General features: G+C 35.0%; 20 protein-coding genes and 1 tRNA gene. 13 read left to right on the top strand and 8 right to left on the bottom strand.

The features are described from left to right. Positions 1-135 precede the first annotated feature (135 nt). The gene (locus AAGU22_RS10640; protein ID WP_458719085.1) at positions 136-705 is read right to left on the bottom strand and encodes a UbiX family flavin prenyltransferase; all 570 of its coding nucleotides are present in this window, start codon (positions 703-705) and stop codon (positions 136-138) included. Between the two features lie 57 nt (positions 706-762). Between AAGU22_RS10640 and AAGU22_RS10635 the strand changes: the two genes are divergently transcribed. Genes AAGU22_RS10635 through trpD form a run of 3 tightly spaced genes read left to right on the top strand, consistent with a single transcriptional unit; the run spans position 763 to position 3,494 of the window. Next, positions 763-1,671 carry a PfkB family carbohydrate kinase gene (locus tag AAGU22_RS10635; protein ID WP_458719084.1) on the top strand — a complete coding sequence of 303 codons (909 nt, stop codon included), beginning with the start codon at positions 763-765 and terminating at the stop codon, positions 1,669-1,671. A gap of 57 nt (positions 1,672-1,728) precedes the next feature. Then, on the top strand, positions 1,729-2,319 hold the full coding sequence (locus AAGU22_RS10630) for an anthranilate synthase component II (RefSeq protein ID WP_458719083.1): 591 nt from the start codon (positions 1,729-1,731) through the stop codon (positions 2,317-2,319). Further along, positions 2,316-3,494 (top strand): anthranilate phosphoribosyltransferase, encoded by a 1,179-nt coding sequence (gene trpD, locus AAGU22_RS10625; RefSeq protein WP_458719082.1) that lies wholly within the window; start codon positions 2,316-2,318, stop codon positions 3,492-3,494. Before AAGU22_RS10630 ends, trpD begins: the two co-directional genes overlap by 4 nt. A gap of 12 nt (positions 3,495-3,506) precedes the next feature. On the opposite strand, the gene AAGU22_RS10620 is transcribed toward trpD, so the two are convergent. After that, positions 3,507-4,109, bottom strand: coding sequence for an RlmE family RNA methyltransferase (locus AAGU22_RS10620; RefSeq protein WP_458719081.1), 603 nt, complete (start codon positions 4,107-4,109; stop codon positions 3,507-3,509). 99 nt (positions 4,110-4,208) lie between these two features. On the opposite strand from AAGU22_RS10620, the gene AAGU22_RS10615 reads away from it, so the two are divergent. Further along, entirely contained in the window at positions 4,209-4,742 is a 534-nt protein-coding gene (locus tag AAGU22_RS10615) for an adenine phosphoribosyltransferase (RefSeq protein ID WP_458719080.1), read from the top strand. Beyond that, positions 4,743-5,549: an S-methyl-5'-thioadenosine phosphorylase gene (locus tag AAGU22_RS10610; RefSeq protein WP_458719079.1), complete on the top strand. Its 807-nt coding sequence runs from the start codon at positions 4,743-4,745 to the stop codon at positions 5,547-5,549. A gap of 21 nt (positions 5,550-5,570) precedes the next feature. Here the strand turns inward: AAGU22_RS10610 and AAGU22_RS10605 are convergent, their stop codons facing one another. The 3 genes from AAGU22_RS10605 to AAGU22_RS10595 all read right to left on the bottom strand — a co-directional run bounded on the left by AAGU22_RS10605 (position 5,571) and on the right by AAGU22_RS10595 (position 6,710). Then, positions 5,571-5,867, bottom strand: coding sequence for a hypothetical protein (locus tag AAGU22_RS10605; protein ID WP_458719078.1), 297 nt, complete (start codon positions 5,865-5,867; stop codon positions 5,571-5,573). Position 5,868: 1 nt separating this feature from the next. Continuing rightward, the gene (locus AAGU22_RS10600; protein WP_458719077.1) at positions 5,869-6,285 is read right to left on the bottom strand and encodes a hypothetical protein; all 417 of its coding nucleotides are present in this window, start codon (positions 6,283-6,285) and stop codon (positions 5,869-5,871) included. Between the two features lie 77 nt (positions 6,286-6,362). Continuing rightward, positions 6,363-6,710 (bottom strand): hypothetical protein, encoded by a 348-nt coding sequence (locus AAGU22_RS10595; protein WP_458719076.1) that lies wholly within the window; start codon positions 6,708-6,710, stop codon positions 6,363-6,365. 146 nt (positions 6,711-6,856) lie between these two features. Between AAGU22_RS10595 and AAGU22_RS10590 the strand changes: the two genes are divergently transcribed. Further along, complete coding sequence (locus tag AAGU22_RS10590) at positions 6,857-8,374, top strand: 4-hydroxyphenylacetate 3-hydroxylase family protein (protein ID WP_458719075.1); 1,518 nt, start codon at positions 6,857-6,859, stop codon at positions 8,372-8,374. A gap of 114 nt (positions 8,375-8,488) precedes the next feature. Here the strand turns inward: AAGU22_RS10590 and AAGU22_RS10585 are convergent, their stop codons facing one another. Then, entirely contained in the window at positions 8,489-9,535 is a 1,047-nt protein-coding gene (locus AAGU22_RS10585) for a type II glyceraldehyde-3-phosphate dehydrogenase (RefSeq protein ID WP_458719074.1), read from the bottom strand. Between the two features lie 461 nt (positions 9,536-9,996). Between AAGU22_RS10585 and pfdA the strand changes: the two genes are divergently transcribed. From pfdA to pckA, 6 genes are all read left to right on the top strand, one after another. Next, the gene (pfdA, locus tag AAGU22_RS10580) at positions 9,997-10,527 is read left to right on the top strand and encodes a prefoldin subunit alpha (protein ID WP_458719073.1); all 531 of its coding nucleotides are present in this window, start codon (positions 9,997-9,999) and stop codon (positions 10,525-10,527) included. Between the two features lie 56 nt (positions 10,528-10,583). Then, positions 10,584-11,939: a signal recognition particle-docking protein FtsY gene (gene ftsY / locus AAGU22_RS10575; RefSeq protein WP_458719072.1), complete on the top strand. Its 1,356-nt coding sequence runs from the start codon at positions 10,584-10,586 to the stop codon at positions 11,937-11,939. Positions 11,940-11,982: 43 nt separating this feature from the next. Further along, a complete protein-coding gene (gene argF, locus AAGU22_RS10570; RefSeq protein ID WP_458719071.1) occupies positions 11,983-12,939 on the top strand; it encodes an ornithine carbamoyltransferase in 957 nt (318 codons plus the stop codon). 52 nt (positions 12,940-12,991) lie between these two features. After that, entirely contained in the window at positions 12,992-13,300 is a 309-nt protein-coding gene (locus AAGU22_RS10565) for a Rieske (2Fe-2S) protein (RefSeq protein ID WP_458719070.1), read from the top strand. A 41-nt stretch (positions 13,301-13,341) separates the two neighbouring features. After that, positions 13,342-14,100 (top strand): class I SAM-dependent methyltransferase, encoded by a 759-nt coding sequence (locus tag AAGU22_RS10560; RefSeq protein WP_458719069.1) that lies wholly within the window; start codon positions 13,342-13,344, stop codon positions 14,098-14,100. Between the two features lie 204 nt (positions 14,101-14,304). Beyond that, the gene (pckA, locus tag AAGU22_RS10555) at positions 14,305-15,867 is read left to right on the top strand and encodes a phosphoenolpyruvate carboxykinase (ATP) (protein WP_458719068.1); all 1,563 of its coding nucleotides are present in this window, start codon (positions 14,305-14,307) and stop codon (positions 15,865-15,867) included. A gap of 52 nt (positions 15,868-15,919) precedes the next feature. Here the strand turns inward: pckA and AAGU22_RS10550 are convergent. Together AAGU22_RS10550 and AAGU22_RS10545 are read right to left on the bottom strand one after the other, a co-directional pair. Then, positions 15,920-16,047, bottom strand: a tRNA-Gln gene (locus AAGU22_RS10550). 90 nt (positions 16,048-16,137) lie between these two features. Beyond that, positions 16,138-16,542, bottom strand: a complete 405-nt coding sequence (locus AAGU22_RS10545) for a hypothetical protein (RefSeq protein WP_458719067.1) — start codon at positions 16,540-16,542, stop codon at positions 16,138-16,140. 22 nt (positions 16,543-16,564) lie between these two features. On the opposite strand from AAGU22_RS10545, the gene AAGU22_RS10540 reads away from it, so the two are divergent. Continuing rightward, positions 16,565-17,308: a YkgJ family cysteine cluster protein gene (locus AAGU22_RS10540; protein ID WP_458719066.1), complete on the top strand. Its 744-nt coding sequence runs from the start codon at positions 16,565-16,567 to the stop codon at positions 17,306-17,308. The last annotated feature ends 23 nt before the right edge of the window (positions 17,309-17,331 follow it).

The raw sequence follows: 17,331 nt of genomic DNA, 5'->3' as shown, positions 1-17,331 counted from the left end.
CTATCTGGCTGCAGAGTAGCAGGTTAGACAATGGAATTTTACTAGGTCCATGAATCTCAGGTTAATGATTTCTATTCTAATGGATCTATCTCATGATAATACATCTCTTGTAACAAATGTTGATACTGCTCAGTTCTATTTTTTATCCCATCTAGTGAACATATCATTGGTTATTCCAAATTGATCAAGTGTTTTTCCAATTATGTGTGAAATCAAATCGTCAATTGATTTTGGTTTATGGTAAAATCCTGGCATCGCTGGTAATATCACCACCCCAATTTCTGCTAACTTTAACATATTTGATATATGAATTTTTGAAAGTGGAGTCTCTCTGGGGACCAGGACCAGTCTACGATTTTCCTTAATGGTAACCGACGCTGCTCGAGAAATGAGGTTATCGTCGTAACCATTGGCAATGCTAGAAAGGGTTTTCATACTACAGGGAATAATTGCCATCCCGTCGGTTCTAAACGACCCACTTGATATGGAAGCCGCCATATTATTTTCGTCATAGACAAAATTCGCAATCTTTTTAATCTCGTTGACATTTTCCTCTGTCTCAATCTCGATATTTTTCTCTCCCCACTTGCTAAGTACTAGATGGGTCTCAATCTCAAACTTCTCTAGTGCCTTCAAAAGCATTATGCCATAAATTACACCGGAACTTCCTGTAATCCCTACAACTATTCTTGGATTTTCTCCCATATTCTTTATTTATTGTGTTTCCAATGTTTTATATTTAATACCCTAATACTCTTTCTAATGCTTACAGTTTTTGGTTCGATTGCTTTAGACACTACAAGAACTCCTTTTGAGACCAAAGAGCGTATCTTGGGAGGGGCTGCTACTTATGCATCCATGGCTGCATCCTTTTTTGTACCTGTCTCATTAATAGGTGCGATTGGGAATGATTTTCCAGATAATTATTACATTCAGTTGGGCAAGAGAATGGATATTAAGGGCTTAAAGCGATTCGATGACAAAAAATCATTCTTTTATGATTCTACATTTGATTTTGACCTGTCTCATAGGACGACAAACATAACTGAACTTAATGTCATTGAAAATTTTGAACCGACTGTTCCAATAGAATATAAAAACTCGAAATTTATTTATCTCGCAAATAATGATCCTGAACAAAACATAAAAATAATTAATAGTTTTAACACTCCTGAATTAATTATTTGCGATACCATAGAATATTGGATTCATAATAAAAAGAACTCTGTTATATCTATGATTGAGAAAACTAACGGGGTAGTAATAAATGACCAAGAGGCAAGATTGCTTTGCAATAATCCTAACCTCGTTAAATGTGGAAAACAACTTTTATCCTATGGTCCAAATTTTGCAATTATTAAAAAGGGAGAGCATGGTGTATTACTCTTTATTGGTGACGAGGTTGTACCAATACCCGGATACCCATTAGAAAGCGTTACTGATCCTACAGGAGCTGGAGATTCATTTGCTGGCGGATTCATGGGATATTTAATCTCAAAATCTAAAAATCATTTGGGTTTTGATTTGACTCTAATTAAGGAATCAATTCTTATGGGAAGTATTATGGGGACTTTTGCTATAGAAGAGTTTGGAACTGATGGATTAATGCGGATAACTATTGAAAATATATTGGATAGATTTGACAAATACAAAAAGATGTTACATATTTAGCCTTTTTAGAAAGTATTATTATCAACTTTTGGATAATAAATTGTGACCACTAGTTAAATGAAAGTCCTTATCATCGATAATTACGATTCTTTTGTTTATAATATTGCCCAGATCATGGGTTTATTGAACATTGATCCTGTAGTGAAACGGAATAATCAGATTACCATTAAAGGTATATCTAAAATGAATCCTGATGCAATTATTATATCACCTGGTCCAGGACATCCCAAATACAAAAAGGATTTTGGAATTTGTACAGATGTGATAACCAAACTTGGACCATCTGTTCCAATTTTGGGTATTTGCTTGGGACATCAAGGCATTGTGAACGCCTTTGGAGGAACGATAAAAAGGGCAAGAGAAATAAAGCACGGTAAAACCAGTAATATCCAATTCAACGGCAATACTGAGTTATTTGAAGGTGTTAAAAACCCATTTGTAGCAACACGTTATCATTCATTAATTGCTGATAAAGATAATTTCCCTAAATGTTTGAAAATTACTTCTATTTCACTAGATGACCAAGAAATAATGGGCGCATGTCACGAAAAATATCTGATAGAGGGGATACAATTTCATCCTGAATCGATATTAACTATTGAAGGTAAGAAAATTCTCTCAAATTTTATTCGAATGGTAAAGAAATGAGTTCAAATACTAAAAATATGGATAAAGGTTTAGAGACAACTAATTGTGATCACAATAACTATAATACAGATGAATTAAACTCACAAAACCAAATCTATCTAAAGAAACTCTCCAGTGGGCAGAGATTAAATAATGATGAAATGAGGTCGGTAATGAATAGTATCATTAATGGACGTTGTTCTGATGTTTTTGTTTCAGCTTTCTTGATGGCTTTAATATTGAATGGAGAAGACCTTGAAGAATTAAAGACTGCCATTGAAATTATCAGGGGAACTTCAATCCCTATCAATCCTGTGTCTGATCTCCCTATTATAGATAATTGTGGAACCGGGGGGGATTTTTTAAATACCTTCAATATAAGCACCACTTCAGCAGTGATTGCTAGCTCCTCCAAAAAAATAGCTATAGCAAAACATGGTAACAAATCGTCATCAAGTTTGAGTGGTAGCGCAGATTTGTTCGAATATGTAGGCTATCGATTGGATAACGACGATATCTTGTCTATTGTAAAATCGATTGAGAAATATGGCCTTGGTTTCCTTTATGCTCCTAAATTTCATCCGGGATTACGGTATGTTTCTAAGGTAAGGAAGGAATTAGGAATTCATACAATATTTAACAAAGTTGGACCCTTATGTAATCCATGCAGAAATTTATATGGTCAAGTAATTGGTGTAGCCGATCCGTATTTGTTAACCATTATTCCAGAAATAATACCTATTCTTGGTTTGCAGCGTGCGATGATTGTTCGATCTCAGGATGGGATGGATGAACTGTCTACCACGAGCAGAAACACTATAATACATATCACTTTTCAGGACGGAAAGTATATTGTCAAAAATGAATTATTAGATCCTGTTTCATTGGGTTTGCCCAGATCCTCAATCCAACAAATAACTGTAAGGGATAGGATGGAATCAATAAATGAAAGTTTACGCATAATATATGGAATACAATCCAATAGATCAAAGGAAGACATTGTTTTACTCAACAGTGCTGCTGCCTTAATGGTTGGAGGAGATATAGAATCTTTTAGCGATGCAATATCGATTGCGAGAGACTCTTTAAACGAAGGACGCCCACAAAAATTATTAGAGGCTATTATAAAGCACAGTGGAGATGTTTCAAAGTTGGAACAGGCTGAAAAAATGCTAAATATTAGCCGCAAGAATTAATTATCTTGTTTCTCAACCCTTTGTTGGGTTAAATTGCTTACACAATAAGTATATCTCACTACTCTGTTTCCTACTTGCATCGGGCTTTGTTATGTGGACTCCAGAAAATATGCTTTTTACATAGGTGATAAATTCCGGTGTTGCCTCTCCTTGAAATACTTTGTACAGTGCATTCCCATTTACTTTAAGGATTTTCTTAGTTATCTCCACCGCCTTCATTGTTAAGTCAATTTGCTTTAAATGATCCATTTCCCACAATCCGGATACGTTGGGCGCTAGATCTGATAAGACTATATCGGCTTTGCCTATCAAATACTTTGATAATAATGTTACCGTTTGTTCATCTTCCACATTTCCCTTAATTATAACAACGTTTGAGATCGGTTCGATCTCTTTTATATCGATCCCAATGACCTTTCCTTTACTTCCCGATATTTTAGATGCAAATTGTAACCAACCTCCGGGAGCTGCTCCTATGTCTACTATTTTCATCCCTTGTTTCAAAAGGTGATGTGATTTATTTAATTGTGAAAGCTTGTAAACAGCACGACTCCTATAGCTATTTTCTTTTGCTAGCTTCCTATAGGGATCTCTTCTTGCATCGGCAAGTTTCAATTATATCATTCTCATTAATAAATTGGTAAGCATTCATATTATTTGTTTCTTGAATACTTCTAGTAATGTTTTTTATAGGCATAAATCTAAAAAAATTTTGTGCATCCGGATATTAGCCACATTCAAAATCTAATAAGAAATTATCCTGATTTTCCTAAACAAGGAATATTGTTCAAGGATATCAATCCTGTATTTAGAGATGGTAAATCCTTAGACATCCTTGGAAATCATTTTTATGACCAATTCCAAAAAGTTGAGGTTGATTATGTCGCGGGAATAGAAGCGCGAGGGTTTATTTTATCTACATTGTTGAGTTTGAAATTTAATAAAGGAGTAATCATGATAAGAAAAGCTGGAAAACTCCCTGGAAGTACGATAAAACAAACTTACGGGATTGAATATGGTACAGCCGTAATGGAGTTGCAGTCTGATTCATTAAGAAAAGGTGACAGAATTTTGATCGCCGATGATTTACTTGCTACTGGTGGCACTGCACTAGCCGCAGCCAGCCTAGTTGAAGACCTGGGAGGCAACGTCGCGGGTTTTGCATTCATCATAGAGTTGTCCTCCTTAGATGGGGGGAAACTATTAAGAGAAAGAGGATATCGTGTTCATTCAATGGTGGTTTACTAAATGGTATTTAGTGATAAATCTGTAGGAATGGCCATAATTGGTGGTACGGGAATTTATGACCCTAATTTATTTAAGATAGAACAATCAATTAATCCTCATACTCCATACGGTCCTACTTCAGACGCAATTATTATTGGAAAATTTGGGAATCAGAGAATAGCATTTCTTCCTAGACACGGAAAAGGTCATAGAATTCCCCCTCACATGATAAATTATCAGGCTAACATTTGGGCGCTAAAAGAATTGGGAGTTAAGAGAATCATTGCACCTTCGGCAGTGGGAAGTTTGGATTATGAAATAAAACCAGGGGATGTTATGCTTCCTGATCAGTTTTTTGATTTTACAAAAAAACGGGCCTATACTTTTTATGATGGACCAAAAGTATGCCATATTTCTGTAGCGGATCCTTTCTGTGAGGATATGCGAAATATTGTTGTCAATTGTATTAATGAGTTAGGTGTCCGTGTTCATAATAAGGGAACATACGTATGTATAGAGGGTCCAAGATTTTCTACACGCGCAGAATCTAAGATATATAGGGATATATTTCGGGCTGATATCATAGGCATGACCCTAGTTCCTGAATGCATTTTAGCTAGAGAAAGTGAGATTTGTTATCTTTCTGTTTCTACTATTACCGATTATGATGTTTGGGCTGATCAACCTGTTTCATCAAGAGAAATTATAGAGACCTTAAACAAGAACGTTGAAACTACTAGGAGGATCCTTGAGAAGGTAATACCTATGATCCCTGAAGAACAAAACAATTGTTCTTGTGGAAACTCTTTAAAGGATGCAGTCTTATAAAATTTTAACCCTGCGAAAGTATTACTGTTTCTTCATTTGAATGGTAATATCTCCCTCAATAATTTTCCTCTGAACTATTAATATCACTATTTCAGGATCCAAATTTAATTTTCTAATCTTGTCGCTAGTGGTTTTAGAAATTTTGACGTTTATATTATGTCCACCTATACGACCAAAAGCTACTGCACTAAAACTGAACTTGTTGTCATAAATCAAAAAATAGCCCGATAATTTGCTAGCCAGAGCCCCTTCTACTACATGCTTTACACTAATGTCGATGTTTAGTTTGTCATATTCTTCTGGAAATTCATTTATCATGCTATATCAATTCTTTAGTGATTTCTATGCTCTTGTTTACATTTTCTGAAACCAAAAAACTCCACCATTCTTTATCAATGATCTTAAAATTTGACGTATCTACAATTATTTTAGTTTCATCATCGGTATCCAAAAACTCTGTTTTACCCTCTTTAGAAATACTTATTAATTTCCATCGATCTTTTCCTTTTCTAAATTTATTTATGGCCACAGCCCAAATTTCGTCATTCTTAATTTCGGGCATACCTATCTTATCTGTAATATCCAGAATTCCTAATCTTTTTTCTTCACAAAATAGGTTCTTAGTAATTAAGCTTCTCCATATATCCACCGCTCCTATATTTCTCCCATTTTCATTTATATTTATTACACCAAAATAGGCAATTTTGTCCTTATTGTTTGAAGTTGAAGATTGCATTCTAAATTATTAATTTAACTGTTTTCCCTTATTTAGGCCTTACATCAAATACAGCCTTACAAAATATTTATCTCTCTTTATGTCTGATTTTGATAGTTTTCTAGCATAATTCCGATGTTATCTATTAATGTGTTCTTTTTGAAAAGTATGTTATTTGCTTGACAAATTCTTCTATATCTGTTTACTATTGCAAACCTTGGATGCAAAGCTCGAAATTCATTTTTGCTAACTTCAATAACCATTCCTTTTTTTTCTAAGCTTTTAGAAATTTCAATAATTTGATCCACCGTTAGGTTGGTATTCTCATGGAATCCCAGGGAAGTTGTTTTTTCTGATTTCATCAATGCCAAAAAAATGTCGGTTTCTAACTCATTCATTTGAAGCTGCTCTTTTAGTAGAGTCTTGATTTGGCTTATTTGATTCATAAATATATTATTAGTCGATATTAAAAATAAGTTGTCCTTAGATGGATCCTTGTCGATCGGGCCATTAATGCCTTGGTCCATTAATACTAAGAATGTTTATCAGGACATATACAAATATTCAAATAATATCTCGTTCAACTTAATACATGCCTATTAAAAATGGGTCTGAGTACATTGAAAGTTTGAGAAATAGAAATTTGCAGGTTTATCTTTTTGGAGAACTAGTTAAAGAGCCGGTTGATCATCCTATGATTAGACCTTCTATTAATGCTTTGGCAGCTACGTATGATATCGCAGTAGAAGATCCTGAGATAGGTTCTGCAACTTCCTCGTTGACAGGACTAAAGGTTAACAGATTCTTGCATATAGCAGAAAGTTCCCAAGACTTGGTGAATCAAAACCGCATGCAAAGAAAGCTCGGACAACAAACTGGAACTTGTTTTCAACGCTGTGTAGGCATGGATGCCCTAAACTCATTGTATTCTACAACATTTGAAATTGATAAAAAATATCAAACACCTTATCATGCAAGACTAATTGAATTTATCAAAAAAATTCAATATGAAAACCATGTGATTGGAGGGACTATGACGGATGCTAAAGGGGACAGGAGTTTGTCACCATCTCAACAAGAAGATCCAGATATGTTTGTTCATGTTGTCAAAAAGGACGAAAAGGGTGTTTATATCAAAGGAGCTAAAGCTCATCAGACAGGCTGTATTAATTCACACTGGTTAATCGTGATGCCAACCATGCGAATGAGACCTGAAGACAAAGACTATGCAATCGTCGGTGCCATACCGGTAGACGCAAAAGGTATTACCTATATCTATGGAAGACAATCGTGCGATACCAGAAGTATGGAGGAGGGGGACTTGGATTCAGGCAATTCTCAATTTTCCGGACAAGAAGCACTAATAATATTTGATAACGTGTTTATTCCGAATGAATTGATCTTCATGGAGGGGGAGGTGGAGTTTGCTTCAATGCTGGTTGAAAGATTTACCTGTTATCATAGGCGAAGTTATGTTTGTAAAACCGGATTAGGAGATGTATTGATTGGTGCTTCTGCAGCAATCGCTGAATATAATGGGGTTTCAAACGCTTCCCATATTAAAGATAAATTAATTGAGATGACTCATTTGAATGAAACAATATTTGCAGCCGGTATAGCTTCTTCACATCAAGCATACAAGACTCCGTCTGGGAATTTTATTAATGATGATATGCTTGCTAATGTGTGCAAGCACAACGTTACCCGTTTTCCATACGAAATTGGTCGACTAGCTCAGGACATTGCTGGAGGCCTTATGGTCACTATGCCCTCTGAAAAGGACTTTAGAGGACCCGTTACCGGTCCATTACTTGATAAATACTTGAAAGGACGAAAAGGTGTATCAACAGAAGACAGGGTTCGTATACTTCGGTTAATAGAGAATATGACGCTTGGTAGAAATGCTGTAGGGTACCTGACCGAATCCATGCATGGTGCAGGATCGCCACAAGCTCAACGTATTCAAATAGCTAGACAGATGCAGCTTGAATACAAGAAAAAGTTGGCAAGAAAATTAGCCAAAGTAGCAGAAGGAGAAGACACCATATCAAACCCCTCCATAGCAGAATCGTCAGATTATTTTGATAGAATATTTGGAATAAAAAAATAGGACCTGATACTGGGTTAAATCCTCTGTTTTTTTTGTGTTTAAGTTATTGGAAATTTTTTTCCGAACCAATATTGTGATTCTTGTTTCCTATTCAGATTTGGTTGTCTCTATGGTTTAGTCCTGAAATTCCGATTCCAGTAATTTCTTTTTCTTTTTCATACCAAATATTTTATCTGTTTGCCTTATTGCATATGCTCGGGGTCGTTTCAACAACATTGATTGTATTAACATGTAGTTTTCAGGAATAACCATTCCGGTTTGATCATCTGAATATGAAATCTTCAACGTATCCTCTTGGATTTTTATCAACTCGCTATGGATGTGGACCATTGATGTATCTCCATGATCGAATTTGAGTTCTGCAGCCTTCTTTCTTATGTCTCCTGTGCCCTTTGCATTTTGCAAAATAGCAACTCCAAATTCATTTTTGAAATTATCTAGGATATCATCCTTAGATGGTGGTCTCCCATTGAACCTGATTGTCATTTGATGAAGATGCATCATTTTTGATGGGACCTTTAATGCATCGACATACAAATTGGCAGAGGGTATGAAATCTTTCAAATCGTCCTGGTGGTGTGGATTTTTATCCCACTCTATCGAATCTCTTACCTCTTTCTTATCTTCTAGATCGGCCCATCTCCTCACTAATACCACATCAAATCTTTTAATTAATTTGCCATAACTTTCAATCAATGGCTGGATGATTTTACCCATTCCTGTAACATTACAGCTACCCTGGATTACGGAATCTTTGTCTAAAGTCTTTTCATAATTTACTCTTGAATTGTGGATAATGTCTGCCACGGAATTTCTGCCATATCTGTCTTCACCTCCTTGAAAAATTGCCTTCTTCTTAAGAGGCTGATAATATTTCCTCTTATTTTTAATTCCATTTCCTTCTGTAGAAGCATCGATTACTAAATCGGACTGGTTTATTGCATCCTCTATACTACCTGAAATGTCATAATTTTTGTTTCTAAATTCCTTAATTAATTTGCGAGGGACAAAAACCTTGTATCCCTTGTCTATTGCTTCTTGAGTTTTTTCATCGATAGAATATTTTGCAATACCTATAAGGCTAATAGATTTATCCTTTGTTATGGCAGTTGCCAATCGGCTTCCAATTATGCCATAACCATTAATAAAAACTTGATACACTCTTGGTTTGTAATTTTTACAATATTTAATATATTTTTAATGGTCTGGATCATAACCTAAATTTCGGGTTATACCTAACGAACTTACTACAAATTATACAATCTTGTTGTCTTTAAATCAGAGTTATAAAATCAAAATATTATCGACAATCTTCCCATACACTCGTTTGATTGCTGATCATCGGATGCAGGAACTTTGGGTGATACAGGGTCTGGTCATAAATTACTACAGGACGTGCCAAATCCGCGAATGTGTTAATTAGTTCCACCTATTTAGAAGCTATAGATCGCTGATGGTTGTTTCAGGGAAGAACAAAGATGGAATATTCAACGGAAATAATTTTAATTTGAAAAAACCAAACTCAAATCTGCTTCTCATAACTTAACCTAATTGGTATTGATAAATCTTATTTAAGTGCATTAGAAAATGATGGTCAATAAAGAGCTAGAACGGGATCCAGGTTGAATAATGCCAAAGTTATAATAAAGTCAGATATAAAACAGCATATTATGACAATGGATGGCGGTAATAGAAGAGGTGTTGACATGGAACAAACTGTAAATGATTTAGTACAGGAATCAAAGTTACTTGAAGCTTATTATAATGATGTAGTATCAAAGGAGTCTGTATTACATCGTTTATATGAAGAGTCTCACAACTCCTTTGAGGCTTTAAAGTCTTTGTCTTCAGAAGCCGAAACATTATCATTAGTTCCTCTAGGAATAGGTGTATATGTTAAAAGTCTTATTTATCCACTTGAAAAAGTTCTGGTAAACATCGGCGCTGGGGTAGTAGTTGAAAAGAAGAAGGATGATGCTGTCAATTTCATAGAACAACGCATAAAGGAATTTGAATTGGCTACAAAGCAATTATCAACGCAAAAACAACAGATTTCTCATCGCATGATGGAAATACAGAATACCGTAAATTCTTATGTTGGGCAGATGCGAAGCCATGATGAATCAGCACGTTCTCACTCACATTCACACTAGCGGCTCTCAAAATCTATCAAAGCTAAAGTTCTAGATTATGTATTTGGGATGCCAATATGTTTGATAAATTAAAGCGAGCATTCTCTAATGCTGCGAAGAGCATCAGTCAGAGGGAACTGTCTGAAAAAGATTTGGATGAAAGTCTTTTTGATCTAAATATTGCACTTTTAGAGAGTGATGTTTCTCAAGAAGTTATAGATGATTTATCCCAGCAAATAAAAGACAATTTAGTGGGTATGAAATTACAAAAGAATGAAACTACTGAACAAATTATTGCATCTACGTTAAAAGATAATTTTTCAAAGATTCTAGCCAAGGCAGGATCAGTTGATTTGATTTCTGCGATTAATTCAAAGAAGCAACGCAAAGGAGGACCATTTAAAATTGTTTTTTTGGGAATAAACGGAACAGGAAAAACTACTACTGTAGCCAAAGTAGCTAATTTACTAAAAAAATCTGGATTTTCAATAGTGATTGCTGCCGCTGATACTCACAGGGCCGGAGCAATAGAGCAAATTACTTCACACGCAGAAAAACTATCCATAAAAGTTATATCTCAAAGATATGGTGCCGATCCATCTGCTGTTTCCAGGGATGCGCTAGAGTACGCGAGCAAGCACTACATTGACGTCGTATTAATTGATACTGCGGGCAGGATGCAAACTGCAAAGAATCTTATGGATGAAATTGGAAAAATTGTAAAGGTCATCAAACCTGATATCAAAATATTCGTTGGTGATTCGTTATCAGGTAATGACACTATTAATCAAGCCCGAGAGTTCTTTTCATATACAGAATTTGATGGCGCAATCCTGACCAAGACAGATGCTGATGCAAAAGGCGGATCAGCAATATCAATATCCTATATTACCTCCAAACCTATTATTTATTTAGGTGTTGGCCAAGGATACGACGATATCATCGGGTTCAATAGAGAAAGATTTGTTGAGACTATTTTCAATAATGAATCTCTTCTTGATTCTTCTCGTGGTACTCGAACATCAATGCCCAACGAGAATTACCTGGTTCCTGATATCGAAGATACTAATTCAGGTAAGGAGACGCGTAATCAATTAAAGAGTGATGTTTTAGAAGGAAGTAGCAGAGTTTTTAATCAGGATTTTGTTTCAGAAGATGGTCGGGATTCAGAAGTACTCTTAGCCGAAAATAGCGCTGAAGCGTTACCAGGTCTTTCTAAAAAATCAATAAAGGATGATTTGAAAATAGATTCATCGTCTTCTTTCAATACTCCTTTTGAACAACAAGAATCGCACTCTGATGAAATTTCAACAGGGGAAATTGAAAAAATTTCCGAACCTATGCAAGCAAAAGAGGAAGTAAAAGAAAAAGAAGAAAAGAATGATCAAGGTGAGAAAAAAAGTCGATTTGGATGGTTTAAGAAAAAGAAATAGCTATTTGAAAGCATTAAATTAAAGATTTTTTTCAGAACTAATATTGAAAGAGGATATCTTAAGTCTTCAAGATTTGAGGTCTGATCAAATTTTAGCTCTACTGGATCACGCCTCATCCTTGAAAAACCAATTCAAGGCGGAAGGTTCTAATCTTAAATCCCTAAATGGAAAAATCCTGGGAATGATTTTTCAAAAACCCTCAACAAGAACGAGGATAAGTTTTGAAACAGCAATGCTTCAATTAGGTGGGCATGCGATAAATCTTTCTTTTAGTGATTTACAGTTATCTCGTGGCGAATCGGTACAAGACACAGCTAAGACTGTTTCATTGTATGTAGATATCTTGATGGCTAGAGTTTATGAACATAAAGATGTGGAACAATTATCAGAACATTCTACCATTCCGGTAATAAATGGATTATCAGATCTATTTCATCCATGTCAAATTCTGGCGGATTTACTCACTATCCTCGAATATAAAAAAAAATTAAAAGGGATTAATCTGGCGTTTATTGGAGATGGCAATAATATTTGTAATGATTTACTCCTAGGATGTTCAAAATTGGGGGTAAATATTCGAGTTTCTACTCCTATAGGCTTTGAGCCATTAGATTGGGTGGTGGGAATAGCTAGAACATCAGCTAAAGAAAATGAATCTGCTTTATTGATCACATCGGATCCTACCGAAGCAGTTATTGATGCCGATGTAATAGTTACCGATACTCATATTTCAATCGGAAAAGAAAGTGAGTTCGACAGCCGTGAAAAAATATTTTTCCCTAAATATCAGATCAATAATGACTTGATCAAATATGCAAGAAAAGATTTCATCTTCATGCATTGTTTGCCCGCAAAGCGAGGAAAAGAGGTTATATCTCAGATCATCGATGGCCCTCATTCTGCCATTTGGACCGAGGCAGAAAATCGTTTACATGTGCAAAAAGCCTTATTGATCAAGATATTGGGAGATTCATCCGCACAGAATAAGAGCCATTCTTGAATAATAAAGCATCAAATACTTTAAAATATTCTAAATTTTGAAATAGTTATATATGACAAAGTTTTTGGTGGATAAGGCCGTAAACATACCTGAAGGTAAATTAAAAAATATTACTGCCGGGGGTAAAGAAATTGTAATAGCTAATGTCAAAGGTGAATACTATGCAATTAATAATATATGCACTCACGCAGGAGCTGAATTACATGAGGGGATATTAGAAGGTAGTGAACTTGTCTGTCCATGGCATGGTGCTAAGTGGAATGTTCAAACTGGTGATCTTATCTGGTTTCCCCAAAAACTAAAAAACCAGCAGTCATACAATGTGGTGATTGAGGGCGAAAACGTATTTGTCGAAATCTAATGTTAGTAATAGGATAACAGCAACAAACAAGGTAAATATATGTGAAAATTAATGAATTTATATCCACACTGCCCAATTCGGTATTAACCGGAGACAGCGTTGTTATTCCTGATGATTTTATTAGGAAGATGTTCTCAATATCAAATTTAGGCAGAGACGATATATTTTATCATCTCGGTATTGGTAACAATCCTTCAACATTACAGATTGCCAGAGAAGAATTCAAAGTTAAGAAGGCCGTGGGGATAGATATTAACGCTACAGTTATTGATGAAATCAAATCGAAAACCAAAATCATCAAAAATGTTTGTGCCCTTAACGAAAACGTTTCTAATTGTTCCTTATCCGAGGCGACCGTGATTTTTTCTTGGTTTACAGATGAAAAAATAAACGAATTATTATCTAAAAAATTTGAATCAGAGTTGGATAATGGTACTAGGATTATTTCTATATGGTCTCCCCCGGCTCTTTTTTTACCAGACAAAATTGATTTTCCAATAATAGTCTGTGAAAAACCATTCAAAATTGGAGTTGATATTAAAGATCAACTTAGAGCCATCTACAAAAGCGATTGTATCGACTTTACGGCCTCTTGGAATTTAGCTGACAGGTATATCAAATCTTTTGGTACGGTTGACGCTAGGCATCACAGATTCTTGAATATCTTACAAAGTTTAATAATATGGTTTAATGCAAGAGATTTAGGAATAGCATGTGAAAATGAAATTCCGCCTCCAGTGAAAAGTTATGTAGAAATATTAAAATATTTTTTTAGTATAGATCTAACTGATTTTTATTAAGGAAGGTTACATTATTAATTAAATTTTGAAAATAATTTTATTGGATTTGAATGATATTATTTTTTTAATTTTCATAACGATGTAATAAAATAAATTATAAAAAATTTTTTTGTTAGAAAAATTTTAATAATTTATTGTCCATATCTTTAATAACAATCTACCCCAAAGATTATAACTATTGGTATTATGAAGCAAAATTAGAAGATGGACTTTACAATTAATGAGGGGCGGAGAAATTTAACAGTTCCCCTATTAGTTGAATCAGCTACTCTAAATGATGAGGGTAAGCTATCATCTACCGGTTCGTTATCGGTAAAGACCGGAAAATTTACTGGTCGTTCACCTGAGGACAAATTTATTGTCAGGGATGAAATTACTGCCAACTCGGTAGATTGGGGCAAAGTTAATCATCCTATTTCTGAAGAAAACTTTGAAAAAATATTTAGTCGTATGACAAAATTTATCCACGATAATAAATTAGAGGAGAATCTATATACTTTCGATGGTTTTGTTGGGGCTGATGTCTCCTCTAGGCTATCGATAAGAGTCATTACAGACAGAGCATGGCATAGTTTATTCGCAACTCAAATTTTCATTAACGCATCACCAGAAGAATTGTCTAATTTTAAACCTGATTTTACTCTGTTGTCAATTAATGATTTTGCATCTATTCCAGAGTTAGAAGGAACAAAATCTGAAACTTTTATTATTATTAGTTTCAAGCGAAATTTAATCCTGATGGGATCAACTACTTATGCTGGCGAAATAAAGAAATCCATGTTCTCAGTCATGAATTTTCTTTTACCTAAAAAGGGCATATTTCCTATGCATTGTTCTGCAAATTTGGGTAAAGATCATAGGTCAGCCTTATTTTTTGGTTTGTCAGGAACAGGAAAAACAACTCTTTCGGCCGATGAAAATCGACGATTAGTGGGAGACGATGAACACGGTTGGTCTGATAATGGTGTATTTAATTTTGAAGGAGGTTGTTATGCTAAATGTATCAATCTAAACAAAGATAAAGAACCACAGATATGGAACGCAATTAAATTTGGTTCCGTAATGGAGAATGTTGTAATTGATCCTTTTTCAAGAGAACCTGATTTTACAGATGGTAGTTTGACAGAAAATACCCGTGTTGTCTATCCTTTAAATTTTATACCAGGAGCAGTTATCCCAAGTGTCTGCGGTCATCCGTCCGTCATAATTTTTCTTACTGCAGATGCCTTTGGGGTCCTTCCTCCTATATCTAAATTATCAAAAGAGGGCGCCATGTATCATTTCATGTCTGGATATACTAGCAAATTGGCAGGGACTGAACGAGGAATCACCGAACCAAAAGAGACATTTTCTCAATGTTTTGGAGCCCCTTTCATGCCATTAAAAGCTGCAGAATACGCAAAGTTACTAGGAGAGAGGATTACTAAATATAATTCAAAAGTTTATTTAATCAATACCGGCTGGTCGGGCGGTCCATACGGAATAGGTAAACGAATAGAATTAAAATATACCAGGCAGATGGTTTCTGCAACGCTCAAAGGTACACTAGATGACGTTCCATACGAAACACACGAAACGTTTAATCTTGATTATCCCACGCATTGCTATGACATCCCTGCTTCTATATTAAATCCTCGAAATACTTGGCATGATAAGAATCAATATGACTTCTCTGCCAAAAGATTGGCTAAATTATTTATAAATAACTTCAGGAAATTTGAACCCATTTCTGAGGAAATCATCAAGGCGGGTCCTCATTTGAACTAGAATCCTTTATCTTGCAATTGATTTAAAAGAGTTTTCTTACATCAATCTGAAGTAGCCCGGAGCAGATTCGAACTGCTGTCCCCAGGTTTCTTCTCTACCAGATCCAGAGCCTGAGATCCTTAGTCCTTTTGAGGTTTGACCGCTAGATTCGGCACCATTTTATCATGGTTCGACCGGGCTTCACGAGCTACACTTTCTGATATTTGTTTCCATTATTTTATTTTATCTCTAATCCAATGGAAATACTTTTTAACGAATGAATAATTTTGTCTATTTCTTGGTATTTATTTCTCTAATTACAGTTCCATAATCGAGATGAACTTTTTTTCTCATGTACGGGATTAATTTATAATGGATTGAATAAATGTTCTTTTCGCGCACCAAAATGCCTTTAACCAAAAGTGACACAAATCCTCCTGCAACCTTGGAAGGCAAAATTTCTTTGTTTTCACAAACGCAATCTCGCTTTATATGATATTCTTGTAAAGTAAAATAGTTTCTGTTAACATCCAATATTAGCGGCCAGATTACGTATTCCCATACCAACCGACGATTTTCGGTCGACGATGCGTGTTTTCCCTTTTTCCTTTCCTTTCCTTTGTAATTCTCTAATGTCATTTTCTCTGTGTTTTGATCTTTATTATTAGACTTGATATCATAGTCACATTTAAACATCCGGTTTTATAATTCTACATACATGGCAATTTCTAGTGGGGTAGAAGAAAAAGTTAATGAGGTCTCCTCCGCATTAGATGATCTCTCAAAAAAATGGAAGATAGATCCAATTGTTAGAGATGTACATCTGGGAAAACGTAAGGACATTCACGATTATACGATTAAGATAAACAAGGTTACTTATCATATCCCTTTTTTATCTGAATCATCTCTTTTTTTATTGTGGGATTGTCTATGGCCAGATTGTCATAACTGTTGTGATAAGCAGGGACGGTTGCCCTTAACATCCAGAGATTTAGCCAATATTTCAAAACATTTAGGATATGATTCACAATCATCTTTTCTACGAAATGAAACCTACGTAGCAACGTGGGATAATAATTCCAATTCAGATTCAAACTCTCAGGTAATAACCACCTTAACCATGCTTAATTTAAAGAGAAAGCCGTCAGAAAATGAGACCGACAATGGACACCCTATTACCTGCAGATTCCTAAATGAATGTGGAGCATGTCAGCTCCATCCAAATAAGCCTGGGGTTTGCTGGTTATATCCTTTTTTTTCATGGAGTCAAAATGAAAAGAATCTGGTATCTGTGCATACATCTTTTCAACTTACAGGGGATTGTCCAGGTTTCTACTTGAGTAAGAACTTGGACGATATTATGCCAGTTCTAGTCAAATATTCTGAAATTATTTATGATTATACCATGAATGTTAACACAACAATTAGAGAAGGGTTTGGAAAAATCGACGTTATCAATTAAAAAAAATAAATATTTTTCACAAC

Source organism: Candidatus Nitrosocosmicus sp. R, from assembly GCF_054408505.1.
The sequence above is the reverse complement of the archived record's forward strand: the minus strand, read 5'-3'. Positions and strand labels throughout refer to the sequence as shown.

What these genes read in the sequence shown, in the direction of transcription:
- AAGU22_RS10545 (WP_458719067.1), bottom strand. Translation starts at nt 16,542, where the DNA reads ATGTTTAAATGTGACTATGATATCAAGTCTAATAATAAAGATCAAAAC.
- pckA (WP_458719068.1), top strand. Translation starts at nt 14,305, where the DNA reads ATGGACTTTACAATTAATGAGGGGCGGAGAAATTTAACAGTTCCCCTA.
- AAGU22_RS10540 (WP_458719066.1), top strand. Translation starts at nt 16,565, where the DNA reads ATGGCAATTTCTAGTGGGGTAGAAGAAAAAGTTAATGAGGTCTCCTCC.
- AAGU22_RS10600 (WP_458719077.1), bottom strand. Translation starts at nt 6,285, where the DNA reads ATGCAATCTTCAACTTCAAACAATAAGGACAAAATTGCCTATTTTGGT.
- AAGU22_RS10610 (WP_458719079.1), top strand. Translation starts at nt 4,743, where the DNA reads ATGGTATTTAGTGATAAATCTGTAGGAATGGCCATAATTGGTGGTACG.
- AAGU22_RS10630 (WP_458719083.1), top strand. Translation starts at nt 1,729, where the DNA reads ATGAAAGTCCTTATCATCGATAATTACGATTCTTTTGTTTATAATATT.
- AAGU22_RS10640 (WP_458719085.1), bottom strand. Translation starts at nt 705, where the DNA reads ATGGGAGAAAATCCAAGAATAGTTGTAGGGATTACAGGAAGTTCCGGT.
- AAGU22_RS10605 (WP_458719078.1), bottom strand. Translation starts at nt 5,867, where the DNA reads ATGATAAATGAATTTCCAGAAGAATATGACAAACTAAACATCGACATT.
- AAGU22_RS10565 (WP_458719070.1), top strand. Translation starts at nt 12,992, where the DNA reads ATGACAAAGTTTTTGGTGGATAAGGCCGTAAACATACCTGAAGGTAAA.
- AAGU22_RS10595 (WP_458719076.1), bottom strand. Translation starts at nt 6,710, where the DNA reads ATGAATCAAATAAGCCAAATCAAGACTCTACTAAAAGAGCAGCTTCAA.
- trpD (WP_458719082.1), top strand. Translation starts at nt 2,316, where the DNA reads ATGAGTTCAAATACTAAAAATATGGATAAAGGTTTAGAGACAACTAAT.
- ftsY (WP_458719072.1), top strand. Translation starts at nt 10,584, where the DNA reads ATGTTTGATAAATTAAAGCGAGCATTCTCTAATGCTGCGAAGAGCATC.
- AAGU22_RS10635 (WP_458719084.1), top strand. Translation starts at nt 763, where the DNA reads ATGCTTACAGTTTTTGGTTCGATTGCTTTAGACACTACAAGAACTCCT.
- AAGU22_RS10590 (WP_458719075.1), top strand. Translation starts at nt 6,857, where the DNA reads ATGCCTATTAAAAATGGGTCTGAGTACATTGAAAGTTTGAGAAATAGA.